Raw genomic sequence first — 16,173 nt, forward strand, 5'->3', positions numbered from 1 at the left:
CGCCGCTCTCCGGACGATGCTTCGCATCGCCGGGCTCGCGTCGACCCTCCCCCTCCAGGGGAGGGTGAGAACACAAAAAAACCGGCGCGATCATCTCGCGCCGGTTTTTTGTGTCTACGACTTGAAGCCCGTCAGTTCAGCTTGGCCTTGACCTCGGCGATACCCTTGGTCAGCAGGTCGTCCGCGACCGAGCCGGTCACCGACTGCGACAGGATGGCGGAAGCCGCCGTCACCGCGGCGTTGGCTGCCGCCGCGCGAACGTCGGCGAGGGCCTGGGCTTCGGCGAGCGCGATCTTGCTTTCGGCGGTCTTGGTGCGCCGGGCGACGAAATCTTCCAGCTTGGTCTTGGCTTCGGAGGCGATGCGCTCGGCTTCGGCCTTGGCGAAAGCGATGATTTCCTGCGCTTCGCCTTCCGCCTTGGCGTGGCGGGCCTTGTATTCGGCCAGCAGCTTGGCCGCTTCGTCCCTGAGCTGGCGGGCGTCGTCGAGTTCGGCCTTGATGCGGGCGGCGCGGTGATCGAGCGCCTTCAGCACGGTGTGATGGATCCCGAAATAGGCAAACACCGCCATCAGCAGGACGAAGGCGACGGCGACCCAGAATTCCGCTTGGTAGAGCATGGTCACTATCCCTTCAGCGACGCGTCAACGGCCGAGGCCACGGCCTTGCCGTCGGGCGCCACGCCGGTCAGCCGCTGCACGATCGCGGTGGCAGCTTCCGCGGCGATGCCGCGGACGTTGCTCATCGCGGTCTCGCGCGTCGACGCGATGGTTTTTTCAGCCTCGGCGAGCTTGACCGACAGCTTGTCTTCCAGCGCCTTGCGCTCGGCTTCCGATGCCGCGTTCAGCTTTTCGCGGGTCTCGGCGCCGATCGCCTGCGCGCGCGAACGGGCCGCGGCCAGTTCGCTCTCATAGGCTTTCAGGGCGTTGTCGGACTCGTCCTTCAGCTTCTGCGCCGCGGCCAGATCGCCCTCGATCGCAGCCTGACGGTCCTCGATCGTCTTGCCGACGCGCGGCAAAGCGATACGCGAGACGATCAGGTAGAGTGCAACGAACGCGACCAGCAGCGACACCAGTTGCGAAGCAAAGGTGTCCTTCTGGAACGGCGGAAACGGAGCCTTGTGGCCGCCGTCTGCCGCGGTATGAGCCGTCGTAGCCACGGGCTTCTCCTCGTTGGACGATCGAGGTCCCGGTTGGGACCTCACCGGCCAGATCGGTATGGGATCAGAGAGCGAACAGCAGCAACAGGGCGATCAGCAGCGAGAAGATGCCGAGCGCTTCGGTCACGGCGAAGCCGAAAATCAGGTTGCCGAACTGGCCCTGGGCTGCCGAGGGATTGCGCACCGCAGCGGCGAGATAGTTGCCGAAGATGATGCCCACGCCGGCGCCTGCGCCACCCATGCCAATGCAGGCAATACCAGCGCCAATGTACTTTGCTGCGATCGGATCCATGAAACGAACTCCTTCTTGAGGTTTGCTAGAGCGGCAGGTTTGCCAGTGAGGGCCGGATCAGTGGCCCGGATGGAGAGCATCGTTGAGATAGATGCAGGTGAGGATAGCGAAGACGTAGGCCTGAAGGAACGCGACCAGAAGCTCGAGCGCGGTCAGCGCCATGGTCAGGCCGAGCGGCAACACGGCGCCGGCCCAACCGAGGAAGCCGAGGGCGCCGAGCATGCCGATGAAGCTCGCGAACACTTTCAGCGCGATGTGGCCCGCCAGCATGTTGGCGAAAAGTCGCACCGAATGCGAAACCGGCCGCAGGAAGAACGACAGCACCTCGATGAACATCACCAGCGGCAGGATCGCGATCGGAACACCCGACGGCACAAATATCTTGAAGAATTTCAGGCCGTTCTTGTAGAGGCCGTAGAACAGCACGGTGAAGAACACCACCAGCGCCAGCGCCACGGTGACGATCAGATGGCTTGAAACCGTGAAGGTGTAGGGAATGATCCCGATGAAGTTCGAGATCATGATGAACATGAACAGCGAGAAGATCAGCGGGAAGAACTTCATGCCTTCCGAGCCGGCGGTGCTTCTGATCGTGCTCGCCACGAATTCGTAGCTCAGTTCGGCCACCGACTGCATGCGGCCCGGGATCAGCTGCCGGCCGGTGCCGAGCATCAGCAGCGAGATCACCGCCACCGACAGGAACATGTAGGCCGACGAATTGGTGAACGCGATTTCCTGTCCGCCGATGTGACCGATGGTGAAGAGCTTGGTGATCTCGAACTGGTGAATTGGATCGGCGGCCATGCGTCTCTCAGTCTATCGGTTTCGCGATCGCTCGCGGATCGGACGTTCGGTTGCGCTTCGACGACATCGGCGTCAGAGCCGTTCAGACTGCTTCGCCATCACGCCCGCGGTCCGCATCACATTCATCACGCCGGCGGTAAAGCCAAGCAGCAGGAACACGATGAGGCCCCAGGGCGAAGTCGACAGCAGGCGATCGAAACCCCAGCCGAGACCCGCTCCGACAAGAACACCGGCAACCAGTTCGGAGGAGAGCCGAAGCCCCATGGCCATGGCGGATGCCCTGGCTTGAGCCTGCTCGCTACCGGACGGGTCAGTCCCGATTTTGCGGCTGTCCCTGACTTCGGACAACCGCTGATCCAGACTTCCGAGCCTTGCGGAAAGCGCGGCTTCGTCGGACGATTTATCGCGACTTCCATTTCGCTCGCCGTTCGTGCCTTCAGCCATGCTGTGGAGCCCAAACGTATCTGCGGTGGATGGAAATAACGCCCCGTCACCCTCAAAAGCCGCGCGGACCATACTGACCGCACCTAACCAAGTCAAGATTGCGTCGTAACCAGTTAGTGCATTGATTTAGCTCGATTTATTCAGCGAGAGCGGGATCGGCGGCCAAGCCCTCGCCGCACTGCAATAGCCAAGCCCTGTGTCAGGCGGTCTTGGCCGATCTTGCACCGCTCCGGCGGGTCTGTTGGGATGGCCGCCGACAGTCATTCCCGTCTTGGAGTCCGCATGCCGCGTCCGGTCGATTACTATTTTTCGTTTCAGTCCCCGTGGGCCTATATCGGGCACAAATTGTTCCGGGAGGTCGCAAATACCTGGGATCTCAAGGTGAATCACAAGCCGGTGGTGCTGATCGACCTGTTCTCGGAGACCGGCGGCCTGCCGCTGATGAAGCGTCATCCGGTGCGGCAGCGCTATCGGATGGTCGAACTGCAGCGCTGGCGCGACAAGCGCGGCCTGAACTTCCACCTGCAGCCGGCGCATTGGCCGTTCAACGCGCGGCTCGCCGACGGCGTGGTGATTGCGGCTCTCGAGGCCGGCCACGATCCCGATCCGTATCTGCGGCGGGCATATGCTGCGGTGTGGGAAGACCAGCTCAATCTGGCCGATCCGGCGACCCTGATCAAACTGGCCGACGATTCCGGGCTTCCCGGCAGGCAGCTGGTCGAACGTTCGGGATCCGACGAGATCGGCGCGATCTATGAGCAAAACCGCCAGGATGCGCTGGCGGCGGACGTGTTCGGATCGCCGGCCTATGTGCTCGATGGCGAGGTATTCTGGGGGCAGGACCGGATCGAATTGCTCGCCGACGCGTTGAAATCCGGCCGCGCGCCCTATAGGTCGCAGGTGTAGGCTGGAAGCGCCCGGGACGGGGACGGCCTGTCGGGTTTGAGGCGGAGCGATCCCATGAGCACAGCGACATCGCCCTCGAAGTTCTCCACAGCCATCGCGGTTACCGCGGTAATTTTCGGCATCGCCGGTTCCTTTGGCGGAATCGCCGCCGCTGTCGCGCAATCGATGCCGGACGGCGAGAAGGGCCGTTATTCGATGTCGACGGTCGGCAACGGCGTGATCCGGCTGGATACCAGGACCGGCGCGGTCTCGACCTGCAACAATGGCGGCGCAGGCTGGGCGTGCTACGCTGTGCCCGACGAACGCGCGGCGCTGGATGCGGAAATCGGCCGGCTGCAGGCCGACAATGAACGACTGAAGGCTGAACTGGCGGCGCGCGAAGCCGTCGTCACCGGCAAGATCGATGAGGCCTTGCCCAAGGACATTTTACCCAAGACCGATTCGCTGAAAAAACCCGACCCGAAGGTGGCCGAGGGCGAGCGCAAGATCGAGATTCCGCTGCCGAGCGACCGCGACATGGACCGCATGATGTCGTTTCTGGAGCGGGCGTGGAAGCGGCTGATCGAGATGGCCAACCGGGTGCAGAAGGACGTTTCCGGCCGGATTTGAAAATAATGCCTCATGGCAAATCCATCTCCCGTTCCGCGCCATCGACGGTCCCGGTGACCACCATCGTGTCCTCGCTGCTGACAGTGCAGACGCGCGGCGCCGGCTTCACCGACCTCAGCGCCGAAATCGAAAAATTCGTTCGCGAGGCCGGTGCGCAAGAGGGCGCGGTGACGCTGTTCATCCGCCATACCTCGGCGTCGCTGACGATCCAGGAAAACGCCGATCCCTCGGTGCTGGACGATCTGATGACGGCGCTCGGCCGGCTCGCGCCCGAGGGGACCGGATGGAGCCACGACACCGAAGGTCCCGACGACATGCCGGCGCATATCAAGACCATGCTGACCGCGACCTCGCTGCAGGTGCCGGTGCTCGAGGGCGAACTCGCGCTGGGCACCTGGCAGGCGATCTATCTGGTCGAGCATCGCCGCGCGCCGCACCGCCGCGAGGTCGTGCTGCAGTTTGCCGGAAGCACGAGTTAGAGCGCTCTGAGCCAGCGCGCTTTTTTCTTCTCCCCTCCTCCCGCGAAGCGGCGGGGTGGGGTCGGGGGTGGGGGGTGTCTCGGCGTACTCGCTCCGAGTCGTCAGCGCGTACTACCCGGCAGCGAGTCTGCGGAAGCGCCCCCCACCCCCGACCCCTCCCCACCACGCGCAAGAGCGCGTGGGAGGAGGGGAGAAGAGCCCAAAACAAAACCGGCCGCGGAGCGATCCGCGGCCGGCTTGTGAGGATGATCCGGCGGCGATCGCCGCCGGATCAGTTCAGTCTACTTGGTGATATCGACGTCCTTGGTTTCCGGAAGGAAGAAGAAGCCGACGACCGCGGTGATCGACGCGAAGATGATCGGGTACCAGAGACCGGCGTAGATATCGCCGGTCGAGGCCACGATCGCGAACGAGGTCGCGGGCAACAGTCCGCCGAACCAGCCGTTGCCGATGTGATAGGGCAGCGACATCGAGGTATAGCGGATCTTGGTCGGGAACAGTTCGACCAGCATCGCCGCGATCGGTCCGTACACCATGGTGACGAAGATCACGAGGATGAACAGCAGCCCGATCACCGCCGCGACCTGCGGCCGGAAGATATCGAACGGATGCTGCATCTTCACGATCTGGGCGTCGCCGGCCTTCGGATAGCCCGCGGCCTGCACCGCCGCCAGCACCTGCGGGTTCGACACCGCCGCTGCCGTGTAGGGCACGTCCTTGCCGGCGACGACGACCTTCACGCCGGAGCCGGTAGCACCGTAGCTGGTGGTGTACTTGACCGACTGCAGCGCCAGGAACGCCCGGGCGGTGTCGCAAGGCGCGGTGAAGACGCGGGTGCCGACCGGGTTGAACAGGTCGCCGCACAGTGCCTTGTCGGAGACGACCTCGACCTTCACGGTTTCGATCGCCTTTTCCAGCGCCGGATTGGCGTTGGTGGTGATCGATTTGAAGATCGGGAAGAAGCTCAGCGCCGCGATCAGGCAGCCCGCCAGGATGATCGGCTTGCGGCCGATCTTGTCGGACAATGCGCCGAACACGATGAAGAAGCCGGTGCCGAACAGCAGTGACCACGCGATCAAGAGGTTGGCGGTGTAGCCGTCGACCTTGAGGATCGATTGCATGAAGAACAGTGCGTAGAACTGGCCGGTGTACCAGACCACGCCCTGACCCATCACGCCGCCGATAAGCGCGATCAGCACGATCTTGGCGTTGCTCCAGTTGGCAAAGGCTTCGGTCAGCGGAGCCTTGGAGCCCTTGCCCTCGTCCTTCATCTTCTGGAACACCGGCGATTCGTTGAGGCGGAGCCGGATCCAGACCGAGACGCCGAGAAGAGCCACGGACACCAGGAACGGAATGCGCCAGCCCCAGGCGGCAAATTCAGGTTCGCCGAGGGCGGTTCGAGTGAACAGGATCACCAGCAGCGACAGGAACAGGCCCAGCGTGGCCGTCGTCTGGATGAACGAGGTGTAATAGCCCCGCTTGCCCATCGGCGCGTGCTCGGCCACGTAGGTCGCCGCTCCGCCATACTCACCGCCGAGCGCGAGACCCTGCAGCAATCGCAGGCCGATCAGGATGATCGGCGCCGCAATGCCGATCGTCGCCGCGTTCGGCAGCAGGCCGACGACGAAGGTCGACAGGCCCATGATCAGGATGGTGACGAGGAAGGTGTATTTGCGGCCGACGATGTCGCCGACGCGGCCGAACACGATGGCGCCGAACGGACGGACGATGAAGCCCGCGGCAAAGGCCAGCAGCGCGAAGATGTCGCGGGTCGCCTGGTTGAACATCGGCAGCTTGGTGGCGGGATCGATGACGCCGAAGAACTGCGCGCCGATGATGCTGGCGAGCGAGCCGAACAGGTAGAAATCATACCATTCGAAGACGGTGCCGAGCGAGGAAGCGAGAATGACGAAACGTTCGTCCTTCGTCATGCCTCCGGTTCTGACTTTTTCCGTTGCAGCTATTGTGGACATTTCCGGTCGCTCCCGTCTCTTTTTTGATTCACGAAGATGTGTGATGCGTCAAATAAACGCGCATCAATCAGGCGCCTCACTACAGGCTCGGGAAGCATGCCCCAATAGTACTTTCGGCTGGCAGAGATTTGCCACGCACACGATGGGGTTGCGAGATTTTGCCCCGATGCTGGCGTGATTCCGCGGGCGTAACCGGTCGGCAGTGCTGATTTTACGGGGACAAATGAGCTTCGCGCGCAGGCCAGGGCCTTCGAAAAATGCTTCTACTCGCCTTTGCATTCTCCGAATCAGTTAAACCAAAGTCGGGACCATGCTGCGCGAGGAACCCGCCGACGATCGGTGTAGTCTCAAACTAAAGTCCAATGCCGGAGAAAACAGCGCGATCGTCCACATCGCCAACGGAGATGATCGCGGTCCAGCGCGCGAACAGCAGATAGGTCTCGCACAATCGGGGAGGGAGCATGTCCGTAGAAATGAGGTGCTTGTTTGCGGCCATGGTGCTTGCGCTCGTGCACCTGACCGCAGCTTCCTTTAGCTTCAAGGCGCAAGTAGGCAACCGATATTCGGTGGGTCCACGGGACGAATATATCCGTCGAACGGGTATTGCCGGTCGGCTTGAACGCGCTCAGTGGAATTTTCTCGAGACGTTTCCGGTCTTCGTAGCAGCGGTGTTGATGGTCCACCTGCTGGATCGGAGCGGGGCCGTCAGCTCTGCAGGAGCGCTGCTTTACGTTGGATTTCGCGCGATCTTTCTTCCGCTGTATGCATGGGGCGTTCCCTGGCTGCGCACCTTTAGCTGGAATATCGCCACACTCGGCCTGGTCCTGGTCATGGCGCAACTTGTGCTTTGAATTGACGCGGCCCGCATCTGATTCGTCCAGCGTCCGCGCCGTTCAAGAATCCACGATGTACGCTACCTTCGGCGGCGTGGGGGACACCCATGTCTTGCAAGAACCACTCAATGTCCGTGCAAATAGACCGCATAGGAACTCAGCAGATAGACTGTCAACAACGACAGGCTCACCCAGCCGACGGTGCCATGGAAGCGCGTGACCGGCCTGTAGAGTAGCGCGACGATCAGGATTCCGGACATGATCACCGCGGCGAAGGCCGTTATGGCGTGCGTCGGCGACACCGCCGAGAGCAGCGGTCCCTGCACATAGAAGAGATCGTCAATCGCCAGGATGAGCACATCGAACAGGTTGCTGCCCAGAAGATTGGCAATGGCCATGTCGAGTGCGCCGAGGCGCAGCGCACTGATGGTCACGACCAGTTCGGGCAGCGAGGTTGCGCCGGCAATAAGCAGCGTGCCGACGAATGTCGTACGCCAGCCCATGACCTCCGCGATTTCCACTCCGATGAACGGCAGCCATGCGCCGGCGCCGACCACGACGGCAGCGGCGCCAAGATACCGGGTGACCGCCATCCGCAGGGTGACTTTCGGGTCGTTGTCGACCATCGCCCGGGGAGCGGGCCTCCGGCCCTCGTAAACGAAGGCGGAGCGCATCGCGACAAGATAGAGAACGAAGATGATGGGGGTGTAGATGCCGACGTGAAGGAAACTGATATTGAGACCCTCGCGTCCGAGCAGCAGCGAGACTCCCGCCAATCCGATCAGGATGACGCCGAAGCCCGCCGTCAGGATGTGCCCCTGATCCATGCGGCTATACATCGGTCCATCACGGTGCATCGCATCGAGAACCACCAGCATCGTCAGATTGAAAACGCAACTGCCCAGGGCATCGCCAACCGCGATGTTGGGCGCGTCGGCGATGGTGACCGCGCTGACGCCAGTGAACAGTTCGGGCAGCGATGTAGCCGTGGCAAGCAGGAGCAGCCCGATCCACGTCCGTGATACGCCGGTCCTCCGGGCGATGATGTCCCCGTAACGGGTAAGGACCGGGCCGGCGAAGCCGATCAGGGCGGCACATATAGTGAATTTCACCCACACCATGGCAATCATCATCTGCAGCCTGCCGCTGTGGCTTCGGACGCAATGACCAAGTATGCCCTGGGCTCGACGGAGCTGCCGGCATTGTCTGGATCGGGGTCAAGCTATAGCCCTTCGGCCGCGGCTCATTGCGCTAGGTCAACGCTTCATGGACAGGGCAGACCGAGAAGTACATGCCGAGTCCGCGCCGCCGGATGGAGAGAATTCTCGATCGGGATTCAGAATCACAAATACGACAGGATAAGATACGCGGCCAGCATGATGGTCATCCAGAACGCCATCGCGCCGGTCGGCCAGGTGCGGGCCAGGATACCATCGGGTCCGTGATAACGCTGGATACCCGACGAAACTCCCCGGGCAGCCCGTTCTGCTGAACCCATGACGCCATTCCACGCGGTCTCTGCTGCCCGGTTCAGGTTCTGAGCGAGCGCCAGACCGAGCCTTCGGTATAGCCAGTCAACGTCTAGCGTAATGGTCAGCGTCCGCTTCAGCCAGTCAAGCATCAGAAAAAATGCGAGACCGGAGAACAACAGCAGTTGCAGATAGAAAACCACGTGGCTCGGAGTATAGGGAACATAGGTTACCGGATACGGCAAGATAGCGTAAAGCGGCCCGGGCAGGACACCGATGCCGATGCACAGCGCCGCACACAGGACCATGGCGGCCCGCATGTTCCAGGGCGGATCGGCCGGCCGCAGTCCTGAATCTTTCTGGAAGAAGACGAACCATGGAAACTTGATGCCGGCGTGCAGGAAAACGCCGGCTGATGCGGCCGCGAGCAGATACCACACCATTTCCAGCCGCTGGATACCCGCGGCATCCGAGATCATCGATTTCGAGACGAAGCCCGACGTCAGGGGAAACGATGAAATCGACAGCGCGCCGACGATGCCGCAAATGGTCGTGAGCGGCATGGTGCGAAACAGCCCGCCGAGGTCGGTGCATTTGCGCTTGCCGGTCATGTAGAGAACCGAGCCTGCCGACATCAGCAACAGCGCCTTGTAGATGATGTGCGTGAAAGCGTGCGCGGCGGCGCCATTGAGTGCGAGTTCGGTACCGATGCCGATTCCGGTCACCATGAACCCCACCTGATTGACGATGCTGTACGCCAGGATGCGGCGCATGTCGTTTTCGAGGATCGCGTAGACGATCCCGTAGAACACCATGAACAGTCCGACATAGATCAGCAGTTCCGTGCCCGGAAAGCAGCGCAGCAGTACATAGACCGCGGCCTTGGTGGTGAAGGCCGAAAGGAACACCATGCCGCTCCACGAGCTCTCGGGATAGGCGTCGGGCAACCAGGACGAAAGCGGCCAGGCGCCTGCGTTGATCAGGAACCCGGCGAGGATCAGGCCTCGTGACAGGCTGTCGAGTTCGAGCTTGCCGAGCGCCAGCGAGCCGGTCGAAGCGACCTCGCCCGCGATGCCGGCCATCAGCAGGACCCCGCCGAGCAGATGGATCGCGGCGTATCTCAATCCCGGCCCACGCGCGGACGGCCCCGCGCTCCACACCACCAGGGTGGAAGCGATCGCCATCAGCTCCCAGAAAATAAACAGGCTGATCAGGTCGCCCGCGAACACCACGCCGATGGCGCTGCCGGCGTAGCAAAAGGCCGCCGCCAGCTCGACCACGCGATTCTGGTTGAGCGCGAACAGACCGCCGGCGAACGCCATGACGGCAAACACCGTCGCGAACAGGCGGGACAGCGCATCGCCCTTGACCAGCGTCAGCTCGTAGCCAAGGAACGGCATCCGCAGCGCCGCTCCGTCGGGGACCTGCCAAACCAGGAACAGCGTCACCAGCGGCATCGCGAGAATCGTGAAGCCGCGCAGCCGGACAGGCAACATCGGCAGGACCAAGCCGCCGATGATCAGCACGATGGCTGGCGGAAGGACGCTAGCTGTCATAATAGGTGTCCGGCCGCTTCAGGATGGCACCAAGCGCCTTGGCAAACACGATCATGGCGACGCAGGTCGCGAAACCGAACCAGGCGCCGAAGCCGAATGTGCCGTCCAGCCCGAAATGCGGGTGATGGTTGATCGCGAGATCCATCAACACGGTCGCCGCCAGCACGATGACCGATCCGATCCAGAGCCGCTTGATCGTGCTTGCGCGGGTAAGCCAGTGGTCGTCCATGACTTAACGCCCCATCATAAGTGTTGCCAGCGCATAGGGAATGCCGGGCAGGAAGAACATCAGCATCGATCCGGCCGCCGTCGTGGTCAGCGCCAGCACCATCGGCCACGGCGCCTCGCCGTGCGCGGGTCCATGCCCGTCGTCCGGCGGCTCGCGAAAGAATGCGCGGAAAACGATCGGCAGGAAATAGCCGGCGTTGAGCAACGTGCTCACGATGATGACGGATACGGCCAGCCAGTTGGCCGTTTGCATCGCCCCGGTGAGAATGAACCATTTGCCGAGAAAGCCGGCCGTCGGCGGAATGCCGATCATGCCAAGCGCGCCGATCGTGAAGGCCGCCATGGTCCACGGCATACGCCGGCCGATGCCGTCCAGCTGGCTCACCTCGGTCAGGTGCGCAGCGGTGTAGATCGACCCCGCCGCGAAGAACAGGGTGATCTTGCTGAAGGCGTGGGCGGCGATATGCATCGCGGCGCCGGTCAGGGAGATCGGCGCCAGGATCGCGACGCCGAGCACGACATAGGAGAGCTGCGAGATGGTCGAATAGGCGAGCCTGCGTTTGAGGTTGTCCTGTCGCAGCGCCACGATGGACGCCGCGATGACCGTCGTCCCCGCAACAGCCGTCAACCATGCCGATTGCCCTAATGAGCTCAGATTATCGACGCCGAAAACGAACACCGCCACCTTCACCACCGTGAAGACGCCGGCCTTGACCACCGCCACGGCGTGCAGCAATGCGCTGACCGGCGTCGGCGCCACCATTGCCGCCGGCAGCCAGAAATGTAGCGGCATCACCGCCGCTTTGCCGATGCCAAAAACGTAGAGCGCGAGCAGCACGGCGATCACGGGGACGCCGGCCTTGCCGGCGAGGATGCCGCCCGGCGTGAAATCGAGCGTGCCGGCGATGGCCCAGGTGGCGATGATCGCTGGCAGCAGTAACAGCAGCGACGTGCCGAGCAGCAGCAGAAGATAGAGGCGGCCGGCGCGAACAGCCTCCTCGTTCCGCTTGTGCGTCACCAGCGGATAGGTCGAGAGCGTCAACGCCTCGTAGAACAGGAACAAGGTGAACAGGTTCTTGGCGAACGCGATCCCGATCGTGCTGCCGAGCGCCACCGCAAAGCAGACGTAGAATGTGGTCTGGCGCGGCTCGTCGTTGGCGCGCATGTAGCCGATCGAATAGATCGAATTGACAACCCACAGGGAGGCCGCGACCAGCGCGAACAGCATGCCGAGCGGTTCGACCTTGAACGCAAGGTCGAGGCCCGGGACCACCCGGAGGATCTGCATTTCCGGCCTGGCGCCATCGAGCACCGGCCCGAGTAGGCCGATCGTGAGCAGGCACAGTGTACCCGCCGTCACCAGCGTCACCGTCTCGCGCAGGTTCGGAGAGCGGCGAAACAGCGGAATGAGCAGCGCGCCGGCGAACGGCGTCAGCACGGTCATCACGGCGAGGTTCTCGTTCGACAGGGCCGCCGTCATCGTAGCCCCCCGAGCAGGTTCTTGACGGCCGTACCGGCGATTCCCGCGGTCCACTGGGTATCGAGGCCGAAATAGATCGTGGCGGCGGCCAGCACGACCAGCGGCAGCAGCATCGACAGCGGGGGATCGCTCGCATTGGCGATCGCGGCCGACGGCTCCCGCAGCCAGACGACTTCGAGGACGCGGCCGACATAGACCAGCGCGATCAGCGAGCTTCCCACGATCAGGAAGACCGGCACCCACCACCCCTTGTCGAGCGCACCGAGCACCAGAAACCATTTGGAAATGAAGCCGGAGGTGCCGGGCGTGCCGACGAGTCCGAAACACGCGACCGTGAAGGCGGTCATGGTAAGCGGCATTTTGCGTCCAATGCCGGCAAGATCGGAAAGCCGCACTGTGCCGATGCGGAAAAAGATCGCTCCGGCTGCAAGAAACAAAGCCGCCTTCATCAGCGCGTGATTGACGATATGGACCAGCCCGCCGGTCAGTCCGGCCTGGTTGGCGAGCCCGATGCCGAGCGTGATGTAGCCGATCTGGGCAACCGAGGAATAAGCCAGCATTCGCTTCAGATCGGTCTGGAACACGGCGATAACCGAGGCCACGAACATGGCCGCGATCGACAGCGCGATAACGATGTCGGTGACCGGCAATTCGCGGAAATCGATCGCGACGCCGAAAATCGAGAAGAAGAAGCGCACCAGCAGGTAGATCGCGACCTTGGTCGCGGTGGCCGACAGGAAGGCCGTCACCCAGGACGGCGCATAAGCATAGGCGTTCGGCAGCCAGGCGTGGAGCGGAAACAACGCGAGCTTCAGGCTGACGCCGACGGTAATGAAGGCCAGGGCCGCCACGATGGCGCGCGAGTGACCGGCCCATTCCGGGCCGAGCCGCGCGGCGATGTCGGCCATGTTGAGGCTGCCGGTCAACAGATAGAGGAGGCCCACGCCGATGATGTAGAAGGTCGCCCCGATCGTGCCCATGATCAGGTACTGGAACGCAGCGAGCAGTGCGCGCCGGTCGCGGCCGAGCGCCACCAGCACGTAGGTCGACAGCGACGATACCTCGAGAAAAACGAAGGCGTTGAAGGCGTCGCCGGTTGTCACGATGCCCAGCAGCCCGGTGAGGCAGAGCAGATACATGCAGTAGAACCAGGCCTGCTGTCCGTCCTCGACCTCGAACGCGACCGAGCGCCGCGCGAACGGCATGATCACCGCGCCGACCGTGGAGACCAGCAACAGCATGAAGCCGCCGAGAACGTCGACCCGGTACTCGATGCCCCAGGGCGGCGGCCAGCTGCCGATGTGGTAGGAGATCGGACCGCTCGCCAATACCTGCCACAGCATCGCGCCTGCGATCAACGGCATCAGCCAGCTCACCGCCAGCGCCACAGCGAAGGCCGGGCCGGCGCGGCGCAGGAACCCAGCCAGCACCGCCCCGATCAGCGGAACAACGACCTGCAATATGGGAAGGTGCGGCCAGACCGCGTTCATGTCTCGCGGTCCCTCTCGAAGATCTCATCCTCCTCGATCGTGCCGTAAGCCTCGTTGATGCGCACCACCAGCGCGAGGCCGAGCGCGAGCGTGGCCATGCCGACGACGATGGCGGTCAGCATCAGGACGTGCGGAAGCGGGTTCGAATACACGGTGAATGACGGATCGATGATGGGAGCGGTTCCGCCGATGATCTTTCCCGGCTCGACGTAAAGCAGATACACGGAGGTCTGGAAGATCGACAGTCCGACCAGCTTCTTCACCATGTTGCCGCGGGCGACGACGATGTAGAGGCCCGCCATCATCAGGAAGATGGTGATCGCGTAGTGGTAATGATCGGTGACAATCGCCAGCGTCGGCATCAGCGGCCCCGCTCGACAAAGGCATAAAACAAGGACGTCATGGTGCCGGCCACCGTGATCAGGACACCCGCCTCGACCAGGAATATGCCGAGCTCGTGCCCGTGGGCGGGGTCGTGAGCGAGCACCGAATAGTCGAGATAGTTCTTGCCCAGCAGGAGCCCGGCGACGCCGGTACCCGCATAGATCAGTACGCCGAGCGGGACCATGCTCTGGACCACGGCCTGCGGCGCGATGCGATGCGCCAGATCGAGGCCGCAGGTGATCGCGAGCAGGATGACCGTGCTGGCCGCAATGACGCCGGCCTGGAAGCCGCCGCCCGGCCCGTAATCGCCATGAAACTGTACGTAGAGCGCGAACAGCAGAATGAACGGCAGGATCAGCTTGGTGCCGACGCGCAGAACGAGATCGTAACTCATCGCGAGGTCTCCGCATCATCGCGGCGGCCTCGCCGCCGTGCCTTGCGCAGCAGCAGCATGACCCCGATGCCAGCGGTGAAAATTACCGTCGTCTCGCCGAGCGTGTCGTAGCCGCGGTAGTCGGCCAGCACCGAGGTCACGACGTTCGGAACGTTGGTATCTTTGATCGTGTCGGCGATGTAGCGCGGCGCCACATGCTTGTGAATGGCCGCATCGGGGGTACCGAATGGCGGTAGCACCAGCGTGCCCCACACCAGAACGGCGCCGGTGCCGAGCGAGACGAACAGCGGCAAGAGATGGGGGCGCACCCGCTTCATCTCGGTGGTCTTGACGAGGTGCAAGGTCGCGAGCAGCAGCACCGTCGAGACGCCGGCGCCGACCGACGCCTCGGTCATCGCCACGTCCACGGCGTCGAGCACGATCAGCACGCTCGCCATCAGGAAGCTATAGATGCTCGCAAGGATGACGACGCCGAACAGGCTCCGCTGCCGGACGATGGCGATGGTCACGACTGCAAGCAGCGTCAGCAACACCGTATTGATCAGGGTTATGATGGCTGCCTCCCGTCGTCCGGATCGGTCGACCGGGGGCGAGTCATGCCGCGACGGTCTTCCGCCAGCAGCGGCTTGATACCTTCATGCAGACAGGCTTGCGCGAGGGCGTGCGTCACGACGGGGCCGGTAAAAACGAACAGCGCCAGGAGAAACAGAAGCTTCAGCGTCACCAGGCCGAAACCGGCCTGCAGGGTCATGCCGAGGATCAGAAAACCGACGCCGAGCGTGTCCGTGACGCTGGCCGCGTGCATGCGCGTGAAGACTTCCGGCATGCGCACCAGCCCGAACGCCCCGACGAGGGTGAAGAAACTTCCAAGGAGGATAAGTCCCCAGCTTGCGAGATCCACGGCCAGCGTCATGATTTTGACTCGCTGTCGGCGTCGTAGGCCAGGTCGCCATGGCGGAAGAACTTCAGGACCGAGAGGGTGCCGATCAGATTGAGGAGGCCGTAGGTCAGCCCGATGTCCAGGAACTCGGGGCGCTCCGTCAGAAAGCCGACGACCGCGAGCAGCATGATGGCAAGCGTTCCCACGGAATTGCCAGCGAGAACCCGGTCGAACACCGTCGGCCCCTTGATCGCACGGATAATCGCGAGCGCGAGAGCGACGAGGATGGCGGCGGCCGCGGCGGCAAACATCACGCCGCGCCTTCAAACTGACTGACGCGGCGGTCCATCCCGCCGCCCTCGAGGTCGTCAGCGCCGTCTCGCACCAGCGCATGAACGGTGAATTCGTCGCCGCTCACCCCCACGGTAATCGTGCCCGGCGTGAGTGTGATCGAGTTGGCATAGGTCGCCATGCCGGCCGGCGTTTTCTGGCTGGCCCGCACCACCGTCATGGTGGGCGAAATCGGAAGGCTCGGATCCAGGATGACCTTGGTTACGCTCCAGCCGGATTTGGTGATCTCGAGAAACAGCCAGGGAAAATAGGTGATGGCCCCCCGGAACAGCTCGATCGGATGCCCCTCCGGATCGGCGGCGCGCATGCGGATCGCAGCGAAGACACACGCCACCGCGCACACGGCACCGGCCGTGACCAGCATAGGCGTGTAATGCCCGGACAATGCGAGCCAAAAAGCGAACAGGAGCCCTGCCAGACTGAAGTACCGTATCATCCGCTCCTA

General features: G+C 63.0%; 21 protein-coding genes. 4 read left to right on the forward strand and 17 right to left on the reverse strand.

All coding sequences use genetic code 11. The annotated features are described in order from the left end of the window. Positions 1–131: 131 nt before the first annotated feature. From Q7T45_RS21025 to Q7T45_RS21045, 5 genes are all read right to left on the reverse strand, one after another. On the reverse strand, positions 132–617 hold the full coding sequence (locus Q7T45_RS21025; protein WP_304873245.1) for an ATP F0F1 synthase subunit B: 486 nt from the start codon (positions 615–617) through the stop codon (positions 132–134). Positions 618–622: 5 nt separating this feature from the next. Further along, positions 623–1,156, reverse strand: coding sequence for a F0F1 ATP synthase subunit B' (locus Q7T45_RS21030; protein WP_304873246.1), 534 nt, complete (start codon positions 1,154–1,156; stop codon positions 623–625). A 64-nt stretch (positions 1,157–1,220) separates the two neighbouring features. Then, a complete protein-coding gene (locus Q7T45_RS21035; RefSeq protein ID WP_009796340.1) occupies positions 1,221–1,448 on the reverse strand; it encodes a F0F1 ATP synthase subunit C in 228 nt (75 codons plus the stop codon). A 57-nt stretch (positions 1,449–1,505) separates the two neighbouring features. Further along, positions 1,506–2,252: a F0F1 ATP synthase subunit A gene (locus tag Q7T45_RS21040; protein ID WP_304873262.1), complete on the reverse strand. Its 747-nt coding sequence runs from the start codon at positions 2,250–2,252 to the stop codon at positions 1,506–1,508. A 72-nt stretch (positions 2,253–2,324) separates the two neighbouring features. Further along, positions 2,325–2,696 carry an AtpZ/AtpI family protein gene (locus tag Q7T45_RS21045; RefSeq protein ID WP_304873263.1) on the reverse strand — a complete coding sequence of 124 codons (372 nt, stop codon included), beginning with the start codon at positions 2,694–2,696 and terminating at the stop codon, positions 2,325–2,327. 282 nt (positions 2,697–2,978) lie between these two features. Here Q7T45_RS21045 and Q7T45_RS21050 point away from each other — a divergent pair, with 282 nt between their 5' ends. Genes Q7T45_RS21050 through Q7T45_RS21060 form a run of 3 tightly spaced genes read left to right on the forward strand, consistent with a single transcriptional unit; the run spans position 2,979 to position 4,690 of the window. Then, positions 2,979–3,602, forward strand: coding sequence for a 2-hydroxychromene-2-carboxylate isomerase (locus Q7T45_RS21050; protein ID WP_304873265.1), 624 nt, complete (start codon positions 2,979–2,981; stop codon positions 3,600–3,602). A 54-nt stretch (positions 3,603–3,656) separates the two neighbouring features. Then, complete coding sequence (locus tag Q7T45_RS21055) at positions 3,657–4,211, forward strand: hypothetical protein (protein ID WP_304873267.1); 555 nt, start codon at positions 3,657–3,659, stop codon at positions 4,209–4,211. Positions 4,212–4,216: 5 nt separating this feature from the next. Continuing rightward, complete coding sequence (locus Q7T45_RS21060) at positions 4,217–4,690, forward strand: secondary thiamine-phosphate synthase enzyme YjbQ (RefSeq protein WP_304873268.1); 474 nt, start codon at positions 4,217–4,219, stop codon at positions 4,688–4,690. A gap of 281 nt (positions 4,691–4,971) precedes the next feature. Here the strand turns inward: Q7T45_RS21060 and Q7T45_RS21065 are convergent, their stop codons facing one another. Further along, the gene (locus Q7T45_RS21065; protein ID WP_304873269.1) at positions 4,972–6,663 is read right to left on the reverse strand and encodes an MFS transporter; all 1,692 of its coding nucleotides are present in this window, start codon (positions 6,661–6,663) and stop codon (positions 4,972–4,974) included. A gap of 461 nt (positions 6,664–7,124) precedes the next feature. Here Q7T45_RS21065 and Q7T45_RS21070 point away from each other — a divergent pair, with 461 nt between their 5' ends. Continuing rightward, positions 7,125–7,514, forward strand: a complete 390-nt coding sequence (locus tag Q7T45_RS21070; RefSeq protein WP_304873271.1) for an MAPEG family protein — start codon at positions 7,125–7,127, stop codon at positions 7,512–7,514. Positions 7,515–7,621: 107 nt separating this feature from the next. On the opposite strand, the gene Q7T45_RS21075 is transcribed toward Q7T45_RS21070, so the two are convergent. The 11 genes from Q7T45_RS21075 to Q7T45_RS21125 all read right to left on the reverse strand — a co-directional run bounded on the left by Q7T45_RS21075 (position 7,622) and on the right by Q7T45_RS21125 (position 16,164). Continuing rightward, positions 7,622–8,629, reverse strand: a complete 1,008-nt coding sequence (locus Q7T45_RS21075) for a sodium:calcium antiporter (RefSeq protein WP_304873272.1) — start codon at positions 8,627–8,629, stop codon at positions 7,622–7,624. A gap of 209 nt (positions 8,630–8,838) precedes the next feature. After that, a complete protein-coding gene (locus Q7T45_RS21080; RefSeq protein WP_304873274.1) occupies positions 8,839–10,521 on the reverse strand; it encodes a Na(+)/H(+) antiporter subunit D in 1,683 nt (560 codons plus the stop codon). Further along, complete coding sequence (locus Q7T45_RS21085; RefSeq protein WP_304873275.1) at positions 10,511–10,750, reverse strand: hypothetical protein; 240 nt, start codon at positions 10,748–10,750, stop codon at positions 10,511–10,513. Before Q7T45_RS21085 ends, Q7T45_RS21080 begins: the two co-directional genes overlap by 11 nt. A 3-nt stretch (positions 10,751–10,753) precedes the next feature. Then, on the reverse strand, positions 10,754–12,229 hold the full coding sequence (locus tag Q7T45_RS21090) for a monovalent cation/H+ antiporter subunit D family protein (RefSeq protein ID WP_304873276.1): 1,476 nt from the start codon (positions 12,227–12,229) through the stop codon (positions 10,754–10,756). After that, positions 12,226–13,719, reverse strand: coding sequence for a monovalent cation/H+ antiporter subunit D family protein (locus tag Q7T45_RS21095; protein ID WP_304873278.1), 1,494 nt, complete (start codon positions 13,717–13,719; stop codon positions 12,226–12,228). The genes Q7T45_RS21090 and Q7T45_RS21095 overlap by 4 nt, the downstream gene beginning before the upstream one ends. Continuing rightward, positions 13,716–14,081: a cation:proton antiporter subunit C gene (locus Q7T45_RS21100; RefSeq protein WP_304873279.1), complete on the reverse strand. Its 366-nt coding sequence runs from the start codon at positions 14,079–14,081 to the stop codon at positions 13,716–13,718. Before Q7T45_RS21100 ends, Q7T45_RS21095 begins: the two co-directional genes overlap by 4 nt. Further along, positions 14,081–14,497 (reverse strand): Na(+)/H(+) antiporter subunit B, encoded by a 417-nt coding sequence (locus tag Q7T45_RS21105; protein WP_304873280.1) that lies wholly within the window; start codon positions 14,495–14,497, stop codon positions 14,081–14,083. The genes Q7T45_RS21100 and Q7T45_RS21105 overlap by 1 nt, the downstream gene beginning before the upstream one ends. Beyond that, on the reverse strand, positions 14,494–15,030 hold the full coding sequence (locus tag Q7T45_RS21110) for a DUF4040 domain-containing protein (RefSeq protein ID WP_304873281.1): 537 nt from the start codon (positions 15,028–15,030) through the stop codon (positions 14,494–14,496). Before Q7T45_RS21110 ends, Q7T45_RS21105 begins: the two co-directional genes overlap by 4 nt. 14 nt (positions 15,031–15,044) lie before the next feature. Further along, positions 15,045–15,410 carry a monovalent cation/H(+) antiporter subunit G gene (gene mnhG / locus Q7T45_RS21115; protein ID WP_304873282.1) on the reverse strand — a complete coding sequence of 122 codons (366 nt, stop codon included), beginning with the start codon at positions 15,408–15,410 and terminating at the stop codon, positions 15,045–15,047. Next, positions 15,407–15,688, reverse strand: coding sequence for a monovalent cation/H+ antiporter complex subunit F (locus tag Q7T45_RS21120; protein WP_304873372.1), 282 nt, complete (start codon positions 15,686–15,688; stop codon positions 15,407–15,409). The genes mnhG and Q7T45_RS21120 overlap by 4 nt, the downstream gene beginning before the upstream one ends. Next, positions 15,688–16,164: a Na+/H+ antiporter subunit E gene (locus tag Q7T45_RS21125; RefSeq protein ID WP_304873283.1), complete on the reverse strand. Its 477-nt coding sequence runs from the start codon at positions 16,162–16,164 to the stop codon at positions 15,688–15,690. Before Q7T45_RS21125 ends, Q7T45_RS21120 begins: the two co-directional genes overlap by 1 nt. Positions 16,165–16,173 lie beyond the last annotated feature (9 nt).

The sequence above is a fragment of the Bradyrhizobium sp. genome (assembly GCF_030646015.1).
Classification (GTDB): Bacteria; Pseudomonadota; Alphaproteobacteria; order Rhizobiales; family Xanthobacteraceae; genus Bradyrhizobium.